Source organism: Erythrobacter sp. W302b, assembly GCF_046452395.1.
GTDB lineage: Bacteria > Pseudomonadota > Alphaproteobacteria > Sphingomonadales > Sphingomonadaceae > Erythrobacter.
Genome location: NZ_JBKFDH010000001.1, coordinates 2,040,736 through 2,058,064 on the forward strand (window position 1 = coordinate 2,040,736; position 17,329 = coordinate 2,058,064).

Genomic DNA, 17,329 nt, shown 5'->3' on the forward strand with positions numbered 1-17,329 from the left:
CCTGGGCCCCGGCCTGCGCCGGGGTGACGGATGAGATTTACAGCGCCTCGATGATCGTGACGTTGGCGACGCCGCCGCCTTCGCACATCGTTTGCAGACCGTACTTCTTGCCGCGCGCGCGCAGGGCGTGGACGAGGGTCGCCATCAGCTTGGTGCCGCTCGCGCCGAGCGGGTGGCCCAGCGCAATTGCGCCGCCGTTGACGTTGAGCTTCTCCGGATCAGCGCCGGTGTGCTTGAGCCATGCGAGCGGCACCGAGGCGAAGGCTTCGTTGACTTCGAACAGGTCGATATCATCGATGCTGAGGCCCGCACGCTGCAAGGCACGGTCGGTGGCGAACAGCGGCTCTTCGAGCATGATCACCGGATCACCCGCAGTGACGGTGAGGTTGTGGATGCGCGCCAGCGGGGTGAGGTCATGGGCCTTCAGCGCCGCTTCGGACACCACCAGCACCGCCGAGGAACCGTCGCAGATCTGGCTGGCAGAGGCCGCCGTCAGCGCGCCATCGGGGCTGATCAGCTTGACGCCCGCGATGCCTTCCAGCGTCGCGTCGAAGCGGATGCCTTCGTCGATGGCGTGGAACTGGGTGCCTTCCGCCGTCTCGACCTCGACCACGACGATCTCACGCTCGAACGCCCCGGCCTTGGTCGCGGCCGTCGCCTTCTGATGGCTCGACAGGGCAAAGCGATCGAGCTCGTCCTTGGTGAAGCCGTGCTTCTTGACGATCATCTCCGCGCCCATGAACTGGCTGAAGTTGATCCCGGGAAATTTTTCCTCAAGGCCCGCGGCCTTCGCATAGAGGCCTTCCTTCATGTGCAGCGTGACGTTGGAGCCCATCGGCACGCGGGTCATGCTTTCGACACCGCTGGCGATGACCACATCCTGCGTTCCGCTCATCACGGCCTGCGCGGCGAACTGGATCGCCTGCTGCGAGGAGCCGCACTGGCGGTCGATGGTGACAGCGGGGGTCGATTGCGGGAGCAGCTTCGAGGCGAGCACGCCCATGCGGCCGACCTGCATCGCCTGCTCGCCCGCCTGAGACACGCACCCGGTGACGACATCATCGATCGCGGCCGGATCAATCCCGCTGCGCTCGACGATGGCGTCGAGCGATTTCGCCAGCAGGTCGACCGGGTGCACCCCGGCCAAACGCCCGCCGCGGCGCCCACCGGCGGTGCGGACGGCTTCGACAATATAGGCTGTGGTCATGTCTCTCTCCTTGGGCAGACCCCCGCGCAGGGGCCGGGCGCGCGCGGCGCGTAATCAGTTTCGCTTCGCCACTCGCTTGCACGAATGCGCCTATTGAAGGCCCCCGCGCAAATCAAGCGGGCAAAAGTGACAGAATGCCGGGTTCCCATGCACAACCGCGTGCCTTCCAACTGTTGCAGATGCGTAACACGCGGCGCGCAAGCGGGCGGCTTCGGGCGAATTGGGTTTGCACTGCGCAAAGGCAAGGAGCATTCGGCAGGTCGGCGAGGGCACCGGCATGTATTGTCGCGCGTCCTTGACGTTTGAAGTGTAAATTGACTTGGTCAAACCTAGAGGAGGAAGACCACCATGAAGAAGCACGCGCTTCTCAAGGCTGGTGCGGCAACTGCCGTCATCGCCCTGACTGTCGCCGCTCCGGCCTATGCGCAGGATGCCGACGTTACCACTGATAGCACCGCAGCGGCTGAAGAGACTGGCCAGGCCATTGTCGTCACCGGCACCCGTCTGCGTTCGCCGAACCTGGAATCGGCCAGCCCCGTCACCGTCGTGACCGCCGAGGAATTCGCCCTCACCGGTACGACCCGCGTGGAAGACCTCATCAACTCGCTGCCGCAGGTCTTCGCGGCGCAGGGCGGTAACATCGCCAACGGCGCAAGCGGTATCGCCACCCTCGACCTTCGCGGTCTCGGGCCGGAGCGTACGCTGGTCCTGATCAACGGTCGCCGCATGGCGCCGGGCACGCCCAGCACTTCGGCTGCCGACATCAACTTCATCCCCGCTGCTCTGATCGAGCGCGCCGATGTGCTGACCGGCGGTGCTTCGTCGGTGTATGGTGCCGACGCGGTCGCGGGCGTTGTGAACTTTGTCCTCGATACCGACTTCGAAGGTTTCAAGGTCAATCTCAACTACGGCGTGTACAACCACAACAACCGTGCCTCGGCCGACGTTCGCGGTGCGAATGACGCGCGTGGCTTCGGCTACCCGACCGGCATGGTCACCGATGGCGGCACCTTCGACGCCACCGTTGCCTTCGGCAGCAGCTTCGACGATGGCCGCGGCCGCGTCACCGCCTATGCCGGCTACCGCAAGATCGATCCGGTGCTGCAGGCGCGCCGCGATTACTCGGCTTGCTCGCTCTCGGCCAACACCGCTGCCCAGACGACGACCCTTGGTCGCCAGTACAACTGCGGCGGCTCGGCCACCTCGGCCACCGGCACCGTGTTCTTCAACACCGGCACCGGCGCTAACTTCACTTCGAGCACCGCGCAGTTCGGCCCGAACCGCACCCTGCTCCCCGGCTTCACGCCGTACAACTTCGGTCCGCTGAACTACTTCCAGCGTCCCGACGAACGCTACACCGCCGGTGTGTTCGCCGATTACGAAATCTCGAGCGCGATCAAGCCGTACATGGAGTTCATGTTCATGGACGACCGTACGGTCGCCCAGATCGCTCCGTCGGGTAACTTCGGTAACACCCTGTCGATCAACTGCGACAACCCGCTGCTTTCGGCTGGTCAGCGTACCAGCTTCTGCAACGCTGGCAACCTGCTCGTCAGCCCGCTGCCGGGTGATGCCTTCACCGTGACCGGTAACGTCGCAGCCGAAAACGCTGCCCGTGTCGCTCGCGGCCTGGGTGAACCCCTGCTCCCGACCACGCCGTTCAACTTCGTCGATCCGCTGACTGGCAACACCTACAACCGTGCCTTCGCGCAGATCCTGCGTCGTAACGTCGAAGGCGGCGGTCGTCAGGACGATCTCCAGCACGTCAGCTATCGCGCCGTCATCGGTGTGAAGGGCGAACTGTCGCCGGCCTGGTCGTATGATGCGTTCTACCAGTATGGCCGTAACAACTACGCCCAGACCTACCTGAACGACTTCTCGGTCACCCGTCTCGGCCGCGCTCTCGATGTCGTGGCCGGCCCCGGCGGTACCCCCGTCTGCCGTTCGACGCTCGATGGCACCGATCCGAACTGCGTGCCGTGGGACATCTTCTCGCCGGGCACGGTGACTCCGTCGGCGGCTTCGGTCCAGTACCTCGCCACGCCGGGCTTCTCGCGCGGTGTTGTGAGCCAGCAGGTCGCCAACGCGTTCCTGTCGGGTTCGCTGGGTGAATATGGTCTCAAGACCCCCTGGGCTGACCAGGGCGTCGATGTCGTGTTCGGTGCGGAATACCGCAAGGAAAGCCTCCAGTTCAGCTCGGACTCGGCTTTCAGCACGGGCGACCTGGCCGGTCAGGGCGCAGCGACCCTCCCGGTCAGCGGCAGCTTCGACGTGAAGGAATTCTTCACCGAAGTCCGTATCCCGATCGCGCAGGACAGCTGGGTGTATGACTTCACCATCACCGGCGGTTACCGTTATTCGGATTACAGCACCGGCGTGAACACCGACACCTACAAGATCGAAGGTGAGTTCGCTCCGACCCGCGACTTCCGCATCCGCGGTGGTTACAACCGGGCGGTGCGTGCGCCGACGGTGCAGGATCTGTTCGCTCCGAACCTCGTCGCACTTGACGGTTCGTCGGACCCCTGTGCTGGCTTCGTCATCACGGCTGCGAACACCGGCTGTCTGGCCCAGGGCCTGACCGTTGGCCAGTTCGTCGCTCCGAACCCGGCTGACCAGTACAACGGCTTCGTTGGTGGTAACCTCAGCCTCAACCCGGAAGTCGCCGATACCTACACCGCCGGTGTGGTGCTGACCCCGACCTTCCTGCCTGGCTTCACCGCCAGCGTCGATTACTTCAACATCGACATTTCGCAGGCGATCGGCGGCATCGGTTCGGACACCATCCTTGCGGCCTGTACCGCAACGGCTGATCCGTTCTTCTGCGGCCTCATCAACCGCGACCCCTCGGGCTCGCTGTGGCGCTCGGCGGCTGGTTTCACGACCAACGTCACGCAGAACATCGGTGGCTTCAAGACTTCGGGTATCGACGCCCAGGTCAACTACAGCACGGAAATCGGCGATGTCGGCACGCTGACCTTCAACTTCCTCGGCACCTACCTCGATGAGCTGGTGACCGACACGGGGGTCAGCATTCCGGGTCTCGATCAGTCCTTCGATTGCGTGGGTCTGTATGGTAACGTTTGCGGTCAGCCGAACCCCGAGTGGCGCCACCAGGCCCGTCTCGGCTTCAACTTCCGCAACGGCTTCGGTGCCTCGGTCCGTTGGCGTTACTTCGACGGCGTCACGCTCGATGCCCTTGACACCAACACCAACCTCAACAACCCGAGCGGCACTGGCCCGGCTCCGGGTGGTGTGGCCCGTCCGGGTGCTGCTGGCTTTGACTCCATCAACTACTTCGACCTGACCTTCACCTTCGCGGCAGGGGACAACTTCAACTTCGTCCTCGGCGCGAACAACGTGCTCGACAAGGCTCCGCCGACGACCGGCTCGCAGGCTTGCCCCGCGGGTTCGTGCAACGGCAACGTCTATGCGCAGCAGTATGATGCGCTGGGTCGTTACCTGTTCGCGGGTGTGACGCTTGATTTCTAAGCGTCCGAACCGTTAGACACGAGATGGCGGGCCGAAAGGCCCGCCATTTTCGTTTCAGGGAACCAGTCACCTTGCAGCACGCCGAAGCCCTCGCCCGGATTGCGCAATTCCCGCTGGCCGACCCTGCTGCCGCGCTGGGTGCGGGCCTTGCCCTCATCAACGCGGATTTTCCCGAACTCCTCCTGCCCCACACGCGCCAGCTTGCCGCGCGCCACCCGGATAGTGCGCAGGCCCAGCAATTGCTCGGTCTCACCGCCCGCGCCTGCGGGGATAGCCTCACCGCCTACGAAGCCTTCCGCGCCGCAGCGGCGCTCGCCCCCCGGGACGGCCTGATCGCCCATTCCCACGCGCGCACCGCGCTCGAAGCCGGCCTGCCCGCCGCTGACCTGTTCGCCGCCGCTGCCCCGCTCGCCCCGCGCGACGGCGGCATCCTGTTGGGCCAGGCCGCCGCCCTGCTGGCCGAGGGCCGCCCGGAACAGGGCATCGCGCTCCTGACCGGCATCCTGTCCACCAACCCGCTGTGGCTCGACGGACACCGCAGCCTTGCCAGTTTGCGCGGCCAGATGGGCGAGGATCCGCTCGCCAGCCTTGGCGCAGCGCTGGCCCGCCACCCGCGTGCGCCCGAACTGCATCACCTCGCCATCTCACTCGCCCTGCAAACCCGCGATCTCCCGCGCGCGGCCGCCGCGGCATCGCAAGCGCAAGCCGTATTGGGAGCGCAACGCTGGCTCAGCCTGATGATCGGCCATATCGCGTCGGAAAGCGGCGCGCTGGACGCTGCCAATCCGCATTTCGCCACCGCCGGGCCGCCCGCTGACGCGAACGAGGCGTGGATGTTTGCCCGCCACCTGATCCGCCGCAACCAGCCCGGTCCCGCCGCCGCCTTGCTCGAACCCCGCGTCAGCCAACCCGGAGCCCTGACGCTGTGGCCCTATCTGTCGCTGGCGTGGCGCATGACCGGCGATCCCCGCGCACGCTGGCTAGAGGGCGATGCAGCCCTTGTCGGGGTCTATGACATCGGCCTCACGCCCGAAGAACTCGCGGCGCTCGCAGCCCATCTGCGCGGGTTGCATCACGCCAAGGCCGCTCCGCTCGATCAGTCGGTGCGCGGGGGGACGCAGACCGACGGCAACCTGCTGCTGCGCGTTGAACCGCCGATCCGTGATCTCAAGGCGCGCCTGCTCGCCATCGTCGCGCGGCATATCGCGCAGCTCCCGCCGCCCGAAGCCGGACACCCGACCCTGCCCGCCGATCGCGCTCCGGTGCGGATTGCCGGGTCGTGGTCGGTCAGGCTGGAGAATGCCGGGTTTCACACCGATCACGTCCACCCGCAGGGCTGGTTCAGTTCGGCCCTCTACGTCGCATTGCCCGAAACGCTGGGCGCGGGTCAGTCAGGAGGGGCGGATGATCACGCGGGTTGGCTCTCGCTTGGCGAGGCGCGTGATCTTGTGCCAGACCTCGCACCGCTGCAGCTGATTGAACCCAAACCGGGGCGTCTGGTGCTGTTCCCATCCACCATGTGGCATGGTACGCGCCCCTTCCCTCAAGGCGAGCGGCTGACCGTCGCCTTCGATATTGCCCGTCCCCGACAGGCCCACGCTCTACAGGATTGACGCGACATGTATCAGGCCACCCCCACCGCGGCGCTCCCCCCGGCTCTGACCGAGGCGATCCGCCTGCGCCAAGCGGGTGATGCCGCGGGCGCGCTGGCACTGGCCGAACGCCATGCTGCGGCGAGCGAGGCAGGTGCGCCCTTCCTTGCGATTGCCGGCCTCGCCGCGCTTGAGCTGGGCGATGCGCCGCGCGCGGTGGCGCATCTCGAAACACTCGCCCGGCTGCGGCCCGATGATAGCGAAATCCGCGGCGATCTGGCGCGCGCCCTGCTGGCCGCAGGCCGTGAGGACGAGGCGCTGGCACTGGCGCAGGGATCGAACCTGCCCGCCCTCGCCCGGATCGAAGCCTGGGTGCGGCAGCAGCGCGGTGAGATGGCCTTGGCCGTGCAGGCCTATGGCCGCGTGCTTCAAGGTGAACCCGCGGATGCGGCGAGCTGGAACAATCTCGGCAATATCCACGCCGCCGCTGGCCATTTCGATCAGGCGATCAACGCCTTCGAGCACGCGATCACCTATCAGCCGGGCGAGGTGGGGATCTATCTCAACCTCGCCGATGTGCTGCGTCAGGCCGATCTGGGGGAGCCGCGCCTCAAGGTGGCCCGCGATGCGGTCGCGGTCGCGCCGGACAGTCGTGCCGCCCAGACCGAGCTTGGCATGGCGTTGGCGCATAACGAACTGCTCGACGAAGCGATCACCGTGCTGGAAGCAGCGGTGCAGCGCTGGCCCGACTTTGGCGAAGCGCAGCTGGAACTCGGCCGGCTTTACGAGGCGACCAACCGCACCGAGGCGCTGGCCGCTTTCCTTGCCACGCTCGACCCGGCGGCCTGCCCGCCCGAGGTTGCGTTCCTGCACGCGTGGCTGGCCCAGAGGGAGGGGCGGTTCGAGGATGCGGCACGGCATGCAGAGGCGATCCCCACCACGATCCATCCGATGCGGCGCGCCGCACTGATCGGCAACATCGCCGAGCGGCGGGGCGATGCCGCTTCCGCCTTTGCCGCGTTCGAGACCATGAACGCTGCCGCCATCGCCGAAGCGCCGCCCCGCCACGGGCCGACTTACCGGGAAAGTATTGAGGCTGATCTGGCCCGCTGGACACCGGAATGGGCCGCGCGCTGGGCTCCGCCGCTTGCGAGTGATCCGGCACGGCGCGATCCGGTGTTCCTCGTCGGATTCCCCCGTTCGGGGACGACGTTGCTCGACACGATGTTGATGGGCCTGCCCGAATTGCACGTGCTGGAAGAACGCCCGATGTTGGCGGAAATCCTGCGAATGCTGGGAGACTTCGATCTCGCCGCGCTCAATCCCCAGCAGTGCGGCCAGCTGCGCGAGGCCTATTTCGCCAGCGCTGTGGGCCACGGATGGGACGGCCAGCGCTGGCTGGTCGACAAGCACCCGCTCAACATGGCGCGCGCGGTGCAAATCCACCGGATGTTCCCGAACGCCCGCTTCATCCTTGCCGAGCGTCACCCGGCGGACGTTGTGCTGAGCTGCTTCATGGCCAACTTCACGCTCAATTTCGCGATGCGCAGCTTCACCGATCTTGCCGAAGCCGCGCGAACCTATGACGCGGTGTTCCGCGCCTGGCACCGGGCGAACGACCTGTTCCCCATTGCCGCCCACGCGGTGCGTTATGAGCGGCTGGTCGAAGACTCGCGCGGCGAATTGCAGCCGCTGGTTGCGTGGCTGGGGCTCGATTGGAACGACCGCCTGCTCGCCCACGAGGAAACCGCGAAGGAACGCGGCCGGGTGAAGACCGCCAGCTACGCCCAGATCGGCGAGAAGCTCTACACACGCGCCAGTGGGCGGTGGCGGCGCTATGCCGATCAACTCGCGCCTGTGATGCCGATTCTGACGCCGTGGGCGGAGCGGATGGGTTACGAGGTCTGACCAAGCTCCCCGTTTGCCTTGGGCTGCGTGCAGGGGTAATCAGGGCCGCAAAGGACAGGGCTTCAACCGCCCTTGATGGGAGAGACCGCCATGACCCGTATCCGTGCTGCTGCCGCCGCCTGCGCGGCGCTTGCGATTGCCGTAGGAGCCGCCGCGCCGCTCGCCGCGGAAGACAAAGCCGACCCGGATGAGAGCAGCTATGTCACCGCGCTGCGTGCGTGCCAGTCCAAGCCCGACCCGGCCGAACGCCTCGCCTGCTACGACACCGCCGTGTCCGCCATGGTTGCCGCCAGCAGCGAAGGTGACGTCCGGGTCGTCGACCGTGAGGATGTGCGCGAGGCGCGGCGCAAGCTGTTCGGCTTTACCCTTCCCGATCTCGGCATCTTCGGCGGCAAGAGCGACAAGGACGACCCCGAGCAGGCCGAGGAGTTCGCCACGCTCAACACCACCATTGCCGCGGTTCGCACCGTCAACGGCCGTTACGTCATCACCACGGCCGAGGGTGCGGATTGGCAGCTCGACGAAATGCCAGCAGGCCTGATGCGGCCCAAGGTCGGCCGGTCGCTGGAGATCAAGAGCGGTGCCTTCAGCGCCTATTTCCTGCGGATCGATGGCCAGAAGGGCGTCAAAGGGCGGCGCGTGCGGTGAGCCGGACGTGACGATATAGTCAGGACACCATGAAGACCCTCTTCGAACTCAATCCGGCGCTCGACCTTCCCGCCTATGCCGCCCGTTTCGCAGCGACAGGACGGGTCCAGCTGCGCGATGTGCTGACCCCCGAAAGCGCCGGCGAACTCCAGATGGTGCTGGCGCGGGGGACAGATTGGGGCATGGCGGTCGGCGCCGGGACCGAAAAGCCCACCAGCATCCGCGCCGCCCGCAGCCGCACGCCCGAAGGCCAGCAGGCGCTCCGCCAGGCGATGCAAAATGCCGAACAGCACTCAGCCCGCGGCGAATACGGCTTCCGCTTTGCGCATTACCCTATTCTCGAAGCGATCCGCGAAGGCTGGGACCCGGGCAGCGCGCACGAGATCCTGCTCGAACACCTCAACACCCCCGACTTCCTCGATCTGGTTCGCACGGTCACCGGCGTCGAAGCTCTCGTCAAGGCCGATGGTCAGGCGACCCTGTTCGCCCCCGGCCACTATCTTGGCCGCCACTCCGACAGTCATGTCGCCGAAGGCTGGGAGGTCGCCTATGTGCTGAACCTGGCGCGCGATGACTGGCATCCCGATTGGGGCGGCTATCTGCTGTTCCTGAATGACGATGGCGACGTGATCGAAGGTTTCCGCCCGCGCTTCAACGCGCTCAACCTGTTCCGTGTGCCGCAATCGCATCTGGTAAGCTACGTCCCGCCCTTCGCGCCCATCGGACGAATGGCCGTGACGGGGTGGCTGCGCAGCCTGTGACCTTGCGAGCCGCACGATGACGGGCAGCGCGCAGAGCGTCGCACTGGCGGCGAGCCAGCTGGCGGCGCAGGGCCGCGATGCCGAGGCGGACGCCATGTACGCGCGCGGATTGGCGGATTTCCCTCAGGATGCCCGGCTCGCCAACAGTGCGGGCAATTTCCACTTCAAAGCTGGGCGGCTCGATCGCGCCTTGGCGCTGTTCGAACGGGCGCTTTCGCTCGCACCCGATCTGGTCGAGGCGGGGATCAACGCGGCTATCACCCTTTGCCGCATGGACCAGCCCGCCCGCGCCGCTGCCCTGCTCGCTCCGCTCGAAGCGGTCGCGGCGCAGAATCCGGGCTATTGGCGGGTGCGCGGCGATAGCGAGCGGCAAGCCATGCGTTACCGCGAAGCCGAGGGCAGCATCGCGCGCGCGGCGGCGCTCGACCCGAGCGGGGCCAAGACCGCTCGCAGCCGTGCCCGGCTCGCGCTTGAACGCAGCGCTCCCAATGCGATTCCCCTGCTCGAGACAGCCTTGACCCTCAACCGCGGCGATCCGAACCTGCTGTTCGATTACGCGCAGGCACTCGCAGTTGCCGGCAGGCTGGGCGAAGCGCTGGAGTGTACCACGACGCTCATCACCCATGTGCCCGGCTGGACCGCCGCGCTCAAGCTGCATGCCGAACTGCGCTGGGCGGCGGGAGAGCAGGCGAACTTCGCCGATCACTTCGCCCAGATCACGGCGCAGCAGGGCGCGGGGCCAGACGTGTGGCTTGCCTGGTCCGAGACGCTCGAGGGGGTCGACCGGCCAGCAGAGAGCGCGGCCATCCTTGCCCGCGCGCGCGCCATCTGGCCCGAGAATGCCGGTCTTGCGCTGGCGCAGGCGGTGGCGCTGGGCGAAGCGGGTGCGGCGGACGAAGCGCAGGGTGTGCTTGATCGGTTCGCGGGGATGACAACACCAGAATGGGCGACCGCGCGTGGGCGCAACTGGCTGCGGCTTGGCGAGATCGCGCGGGCGGAGGGCGAACTGGCCACCGTGCGCGCTGCCCGACCCGCCGATGTGGTTGCCTGGGCGCTCACCGATCTGTGCTGGCGGCTCAGCGGTGACGCGCGGCACGAATGGCTCCACGGCCAACCCGGGCTGGTCCGGCAATTGCCGCTCTCACTGGACGAGGGCGAACGCGCAGAACTGACTGCGCTCCTGACCGAGCTGCACCGCCATTCGGCCATGCCGATCGGGCAATCGGTCAAACGCGGCAGCCAGACCAAGGGGGCGCTGTTTGCGCGCGCAGAACCGGAACTGGCACGGCTCGAAGCGGCCCTGCACGAGGCGCTGGCGGACTATCGCGCAGGTCTGCCACCTGCCGATCCGCACCACCCCCTGCTTGCGCACCGGGACGATCCGTGGACGATTGTTGGCAGCTGGTCGATCCGGCTGGACGGTCAAGGTCACCACGCGGCCCATATCCACCCGCGCGGGCTCTTGTCGTCGGCCAGTTACTGGCTGGTGCCGGATGAAGTGGACGCCGATGGCCAGCCCGGCTGGCTTGAGCTCGGCAATCCGCCGCCCAGCCTCGCCGAAGGTCTGGGCAGCCTGCACACGGTCCGACCACAACCCGGTACGCTCGTGCTGTTTCCCAGCACCCTCTACCACGGCACACGCCCGATCACCCAAGGCGCCCGCATGACCGTGGCGTTCGACGTCAGCGCCGCGAACTGACGCCACCGTGGTTCGGGCAAAGAGAAAGGGCGGCGGATCGTGTGATCCGCCGCCCCTCTTTATGTGTCACTTCTGACCGGGATCAGAAGGTGAAGTTCACACCCACGAAGAAGTCGCGGCCGAGCACGTCGAAGAAGCTCGGCAGGGTGTTGCCCTGTTCGGCCTGCGCGCCGAGGACCGGCGGGTCCTTGTCGAACAGGTTGTTCACGCCGGCGTTGAGCGACATGCGCTCGTTCAGGTCGAAGCCCAGCGCCAGGTCGAAGTAGTTCCAGGCACCGATCGAACGCAGCGGCAGGGCGTTGTTCGGGATACGGTCGTTCCCGCTGAAGGTGTTCTGCACACGGAAGTCTTCCGTGGCACCTTCATAGCGCCAGCGCACCGAAGCCGTCAGCGGGCCCTGCTCGTAGGTCACACGGAAGTTGTGACGGTAATCGGGCAGGCCGTAGGTCCCTTCGACGATGTTCTCGCGCAGCGGGAGCAGAGCCACCGGGGTGTTGCGATACTTGTCGAGCCAGGTCGCCAGGAACATGAACGACAGGTCGCCCTTGAACACCGGCAGCGAGTAATCGACCTGGATGTCGATACCGGCCGTTTCCAGCTTCCCGACGTTGTCCTGAACCAGCGCGGGGTTCTGACCGCCCGAGTTGAGGCCCAGAGCACCGGTGCCGCTGTTGCGCTTGCCGGCAAAGATCGAACACGCCGGATCCTGCAGGTTCTGGACGGTGTTGAAGCACAACGTCAGCGCGCTGGCGAGACCGCCCAGACGGGTGTTGATCGTGTCATCAACGGTGATGTTGAAGTAGTCGACCGCGATGTTCAGACGGGGGATGAAGGCCGGCTGGATCACCACACCTGCGGTGTAGGTGTCAGAGGTTTCTTCGCCCACATCCGGGTTACCGCCGAAGTCGGCCTGGATCTGCGCGTTCGGCTGCACGGCGCGGGTGAACACGGCCGCGGCCGGCACACCCGACTGGATGCAGAAAGCGCGCAGAGCGTCGGTACGCTCGGCAACCGGACCGCGATCCGAGCACGGATCGGTCGCTGCGGGGAAGCCGGTCGACGCACCGCCGAACAGATCCTGCACGTTGGGCGCACGGACCGCACGCGAGTACATGCCGCGGAAGCGAACGCCCCGCACCGGAGCGAATTCACCGCCGACGTTATAGGTCCAGGTCCCGCCAACGCGGTCGAGCGAGTAGTCCGAATAACGGAACGCACCCGTGAATTCGAGAGCGTGCACGAAGCCTTCCTCGATCACCGGAACGCGGACTTCGCCGAACACTTCCTTCACGTCGTAACCGCCCTTGGTCGGCAGACCGGCGTTGAAGCCGAGCACGTCGCCCGAAGCGAGGAAGGTGTCGGGGATGAATTCCGAGTTCATCGAGCGGTATTCACCGCCGAGCGCGAAGCCGATGTCATCCGCGCCGAAGCCCAGATTGAACAGGGTCCCGCTGACAGTCGCCACCGCGTTCTTCATGTCCGAGGTGGTGATGTTGGTCGCCTGGATCGCCAGGTAACGCAGGGCCGCCGGATCGGCCAGGCCGGTCCCGAAGACGTTCAGCGGAACGCAGCCCGCCGCACGTGCGGTTGCGTCGACGCAGCGCAGCTGGGTGGTGCTGCCCGGCACGAACTCAACGGTCAGAGCGTTACGGAAGCGGCTGGCCGCGATGTTGCCCTGCTGGATGTTGGTGTTGGTCGTGCGCGAGTACGAGTAGTACGCATCGAAGTTGATGTTGTCCGTGATCCCGCCGCGAACGCCGCCGAGCACACGGAACGCTTCACGGTTGAAGTCCGAGTTACGCGAACCGATGTCGTTGAAGCGGAAGTTGACCTGGGTCTGACGATACAGCGGGTTCCCGAGAGTCGCGCCAGCCGTGGTGCTGACCGGGTTCTGGTTCAGCAGAGCGCGGGTCTGGTCGTTGAAGAACGGGCTGTTGACGAACAGCGGAGCGGAAATGCCCGCCGGGGTCGGGGCCAGCTCGGTGGCGACGTCGTTGCGCACGAACGAGAGTTCCGAGTAGGCTTCGATGCCATTGGTGAACTCGTAGTGGCCATAGGCGCCGATCAGGTAACGCTCCTGCGGAAGCTGGAGGTAGTTATCGGGCGCAAAGTTGTAGAGATCGCCCGGATCCTGGAACAGACGCGAGCCACCGCCGGTGGGGTTGAAGATGTAGGTCGATTGCGCGCCCGTCGGGCCAGCGTTGAAGGTGCCGGTCGGCGTGGTTGCCGAACCCTGCGGCACGAAGCCGAGCTCACCACCACGGGCGATACAGGTGCCCACCGCAATGCCGCTCGGGAACGGCGTGCCGATGTCACCGCGACCTGTCGAGCCGGGAACGATACAGCCGTCGCCAGCCGCACGCTCGGAGAACACGCGCGCATCCTGGAACACCGGCTTACGACGGGTGTAGTTGGCGAACATCGTCACCGCGCCGCGACCATCGTCAAACGCCGAACCGATGGCGGCGTTGAACTGGTAGCGTGCCGCGTCGCCGCGGCCGGTCAGCGAGTAGCTGCCGCCAAGCTCAAGGCCTTCGATGTCACGCAGCTTGAAGTTGACGACACCGGCAACCGCGTCCGAACCGTAAACGGCCGAGGCACCACCGGTCGAAACTTCCACGCCGCCCAGCAGGAACTGCGGGATGGTGTTGAGGTCGACGATCTGGTTGGTATCGTAGAACATCCAGCGGCGGCCGTTGACCAGCACCAGGGTGCGGGTGGCGCCAAGGTTACGCAGGTTCAGCGTAACCGCGCCGTTGCCGGGGTTGTTCGAGAAGCCGGTCACGCCAGGAAGAACCTGCGGCAGGGTGTTCAGCACCTGCTCGACGTTGACGGCACCCGTCAGCTTGAATTCTTCGGGCGAGACGACCGTGACCGGGCTCGTCGAGTTCAGATCGGTGCGCTGAATGCGCGAACCGGTCACGACAATCGCGGTGGATTCGGTGGTATCTTCGGCACTCTCAGTCTGAGCATAGGCCGGCGTGGCGAACACGGCGCCAGCCATGATCGTCCCGGCGAGCAGTGATGCCTTGTGGAAGCGTTGCATTTTGCATGTCCCCTATCTGCACGCGGACGAGGTGCCCGCGTGTTAGTGATAGGCGCTTAAGACAATCGCGTTCCCGCCTGCAATTGGCCGGATGTCACCCAGCCACAGTTGCTTGCAGACTGTGGCAGAACAGCTACACTCCCGTTACATTACTGTGGATGTACAGTGTGTCTTATCTGCAATTGTTTGCAGATTGGCCATGCCTTTGCTGGGCCTTGGACGTCACACGCTCGCTAAGGAGATTCGCGCATGATCGGCAAGTCGGAGAAACGTCGGGGCGCAAATCGCCGCCTTGTGCGCGGCGGCGCGGCGATTGCTGTGCTGTTGGCGGGCGGCGTGGCGGTGGTTGCACAGGTTCCCGCTGTTCAAGGCGCAGCCGTCCTGCTCGATGGTTTACGGGGCTGCCGCAGCATCGCGAGCGTTTCTGATCGCGCGGTCTGTTACGATGACAAGGTCGGCGCGCTGCTCGGCGCGGTGGAGTCTGGTGAAGTCCGCCTCGTCGACCGGGAGGAAGTGCGCAAGACACGCCGCCAATTGTTCGGCCTCACCTTGCCTGCGATCGATATGCTGAAAGCCGAACCCAAGGAGGAAGCGGAGCTTTCGGACCTGTTCGAGACGACAATCGCCAGCGGTCGCCAGACCGGGCCGAGCACCTGGCGCTTCACCACGGCCGAGGGTGCGGTCTGGGAAATCAACAACCCGCCCCGAAAGATCGACCCGATCATGCCGGGCGACAAGGTGGTCTTCAAGAAGGCATCGCTCGGCTATTACTTCATCCGCATAAATGGCCAGATCGGGGTCAAGGGCCGACGCGTGATCTGACCGCCAGCCCCCACGCCAAAGGGGGAATGCAAAAGGGCGCGGCCATCACTGGCCGCGCCCTTCGCGTTTCGGCGATCTACCCGCCTTACAGCCCGCCCGGGCCGCAGTCGTTGGCGAGATAATCGAGCATTTTGGTTACCAGCTGCTGCTGGTGGTTGAACATCAGCGTGTTGTAGAAGTGGTCGGCACCTTCCAGTGTCACGAATTCGCCGGTCTTGCCCGCCGCCTCGAAGGCCTTCTGATAGTCCTTCATGTGGTAGTAGAGCACGCGGCGATCGACGTTGCCGTGGATCATCAGCAACGGAATGTTGACCTTGCTGACTTCCTTGATCGGGTTGATCCCGATCATGCCGCGGCGCTTGGCCCATTCGTCGAGCGCCTTCAGATCGTTGCTGCGACCGCCCTGAATATAGGACTTCTCTGGATCGGCCACTGCCGCACCGGCGATCGCGCACTGGTAGAGCTGCGGCTCGCGGCTGAGCGAAACGAGCGCCGCATAGCCGCCATAGGACCACCCGAAGAAGGCGACGCGGTTGGGATCAACCAGGCCTTGGTCGATGAGGTATTTCACCCCGTCGTCCTTGTCGTCCTGCATCTTGAGGCCGTGCTCGCCATAGCCGGCGTCGAAGTGCTTCTGGCCCCAACCCACCGAGATGCGGTTGTCAGGGTGCAACACCATGTAGCCCGCATTGGCAAGCATCTGGCCCCATTCGTCATAGCTGACCATGCCGTTGACGTGCGGGCCGCCATTGTGCTGGACCACCAGCGGGAATGGCGGCTTGCCTTTGGGGATCGTGATCCACGCCGGGATCGTCAGCCCGTCGCGCGCCGGGTAGCGAATGTACTTCACATCGGCGAGCTGCTCGGGGTTGATCAGCGGATTGCGGCTGCCGAGCTTGGCGAGCTTGCCGTCCTTGACCAGCCAAAATGACCCCGGATCATGCGGCCCACGGTTGGTCACCACCATTGTCTTGCCATCGAGCGAGCGGCTGCTGATCGAAATCTGCCAGGCGTTGGGGATCTGCTTCTCGAGTGCCTCGTAGAGCGCCTTTTCTTCCTCGTCGAACCAGTGCCACTCCATCCTCGCGCCAGGATAGCGGGCTGCAGCCAGCTTGCCATTGCCGGGGATCGAGTGGAGCTGGATGCTCATCACGTCGGCATCCTCGGTCTGGAACAGCTTCTTGACCGCCTTGCCGGTGGTGAAGTCGAACTCGTAGAGCGCGGCCTTGTCCTCACCGTTGAGGTTGTCGATCATGTAGCCGATGTTGGGGTTGTCGGGATCGAAGCCGGCCACCCCGACAAACCCGCCAAGCACGCGGTAAAGGTTCTTGGGATCGTTGAGGTCGAGTTCGTTAAGCTTGATCCAGTCGCTGTCGCCGGGCTTGCGATAGTAGGAGATGATCTTGCCGGCCGAGATGTCCTGCACCTCGGTGTAGCGCGGGTTGCCCTTGTCGTCCCAGGTCGACACGAACGGGATCTTGCCCCCGCCGCGTAGCACCAGTTCACGGGCGCCGGTCTTGAGGTTGAAACGGTAGTAGGACCGCGGGCGCCCCGCCGCGTAGGGATCGACGCCGGTGCCATCGGGCACGACGTTGCCGGTGCTCACCAACACGTGATCGGGCTCTTCGGGCAGCAGGTTGACGATACCAAAATTGCCGTCAACCGAGGTGAACTTGTTGGCCGAGAGGCTGTAGGCGTAGGTCTTGTAGTCGCGGACGTCGTCTTCCGGGCCCTTCACGGTCTTGCGGTTGACTTGCCATGCGGTGCCGAAGATCACGTCGCCGCTGACCCACTGGGCGCTGACGATTTCCATCGGATCGGCGTTGAGGCGGCGCAACGGCTTAGACAGATCGGCCGTTTCGTAGATCTCGAGGATGTACTGCCCCTCTTTGCTTTCCACCTTGTGAACAAGCAGGTGCTTGCCGTCGGGCGAAATCTGAACGGCGTTGACGACATCGCGCAGCGCCCAGACATCGACCGGTATGCTGCCTTGCGCCTGCGTGGGGGCAGGCGCTGCGGTGACAAGACCAAGAGCGGAAACGCCGATCAGGGCGGCGGCTAGGCTGACTTTAAGGAGTTTCATAATCCGTTCTTTCTCGGGGACAGATTGTTGAGCCGAACAGGTTAGGCAAATTCTCGGACGTCCAGGGACGA

General features: G+C 65.4%; 10 protein-coding genes. 7 read left to right on the top strand and 3 right to left on the bottom strand.

Annotated features, from left to right (window positions below; genetic code table 11):
- Window positions 1-37: 37 nt before the first annotated feature.
- On the bottom strand, window positions 38-1,207 hold the full coding sequence (locus tag ACLBKT_RS09915; protein WP_410182750.1) for an acetyl-CoA C-acetyltransferase: 1,170 nt from the start codon (window positions 1,205-1,207) through the stop codon (window positions 38-40).
- 348 nt (window positions 1,208-1,555) lie between these two features.
- On the opposite strand from ACLBKT_RS09915, the gene ACLBKT_RS09920 reads away from it, so the two are divergent.
- The 6 genes from ACLBKT_RS09920 to ACLBKT_RS09945 all read left to right on the top strand — a co-directional run bounded on the left by ACLBKT_RS09920 (window position 1,556) and on the right by ACLBKT_RS09945 (window position 11,307).
- Window positions 1,556-4,699, top strand: a complete 3,144-nt coding sequence (locus tag ACLBKT_RS09920; RefSeq protein ID WP_410182751.1) for a TonB-dependent receptor domain-containing protein — start codon at window positions 1,556-1,558, stop codon at window positions 4,697-4,699.
- 71 nt (window positions 4,700-4,770) lie between these two features.
- Window positions 4,771-6,312, top strand: coding sequence for a putative 2OG-Fe(II) oxygenase (locus ACLBKT_RS09925; RefSeq protein ID WP_410182752.1), 1,542 nt, complete (start codon window positions 4,771-4,773; stop codon window positions 6,310-6,312).
- Window positions 6,313-6,318: 6 nt separating this feature from the next.
- Window positions 6,319-8,199: a tetratricopeptide repeat-containing sulfotransferase family protein gene (locus tag ACLBKT_RS09930; protein WP_410182753.1), complete on the top strand. Its 1,881-nt coding sequence runs from the start codon at window positions 6,319-6,321 to the stop codon at window positions 8,197-8,199.
- A 90-nt stretch (window positions 8,200-8,289) separates the two neighbouring features.
- The gene (locus tag ACLBKT_RS09935; protein ID WP_410182754.1) at window positions 8,290-8,847 is read left to right on the top strand and encodes a hypothetical protein; all 558 of its coding nucleotides are present in this window, start codon (window positions 8,290-8,292) and stop codon (window positions 8,845-8,847) included.
- 29 nt (window positions 8,848-8,876) lie between these two features.
- Window positions 8,877-9,608 (top strand): 2OG-Fe(II) oxygenase, encoded by a 732-nt coding sequence (locus tag ACLBKT_RS09940; protein WP_410182755.1) that lies wholly within the window; start codon window positions 8,877-8,879, stop codon window positions 9,606-9,608.
- 16 nt (window positions 9,609-9,624) lie between these two features.
- Complete coding sequence (locus tag ACLBKT_RS09945) at window positions 9,625-11,307, top strand: tetratricopeptide repeat protein (RefSeq protein ID WP_410182756.1); 1,683 nt, start codon at window positions 9,625-9,627, stop codon at window positions 11,305-11,307.
- Window positions 11,308-11,389: 82 nt separating this feature from the next.
- Here the strand turns inward: ACLBKT_RS09945 and ACLBKT_RS09950 are convergent, their stop codons facing one another.
- On the bottom strand, window positions 11,390-14,353 hold the full coding sequence (locus ACLBKT_RS09950; protein ID WP_410182757.1) for a TonB-dependent receptor domain-containing protein: 2,964 nt from the start codon (window positions 14,351-14,353) through the stop codon (window positions 11,390-11,392).
- Between the two features lie 249 nt (window positions 14,354-14,602).
- Here ACLBKT_RS09950 and ACLBKT_RS09955 point away from each other — a divergent pair, with 249 nt between their 5' ends.
- Window positions 14,603-15,175, top strand: coding sequence for a hypothetical protein (locus ACLBKT_RS09955; RefSeq protein ID WP_410182758.1), 573 nt, complete (start codon window positions 14,603-14,605; stop codon window positions 15,173-15,175).
- A gap of 85 nt (window positions 15,176-15,260) precedes the next feature.
- On the opposite strand, the gene ACLBKT_RS09960 is transcribed toward ACLBKT_RS09955, so the two are convergent.
- Window positions 15,261-17,258 (bottom strand): alpha/beta hydrolase family protein, encoded by a 1,998-nt coding sequence (locus ACLBKT_RS09960; RefSeq protein ID WP_410182759.1) that lies wholly within the window; start codon window positions 17,256-17,258, stop codon window positions 15,261-15,263.
- Window positions 17,259-17,329: the final 71 nt, after the last annotated feature.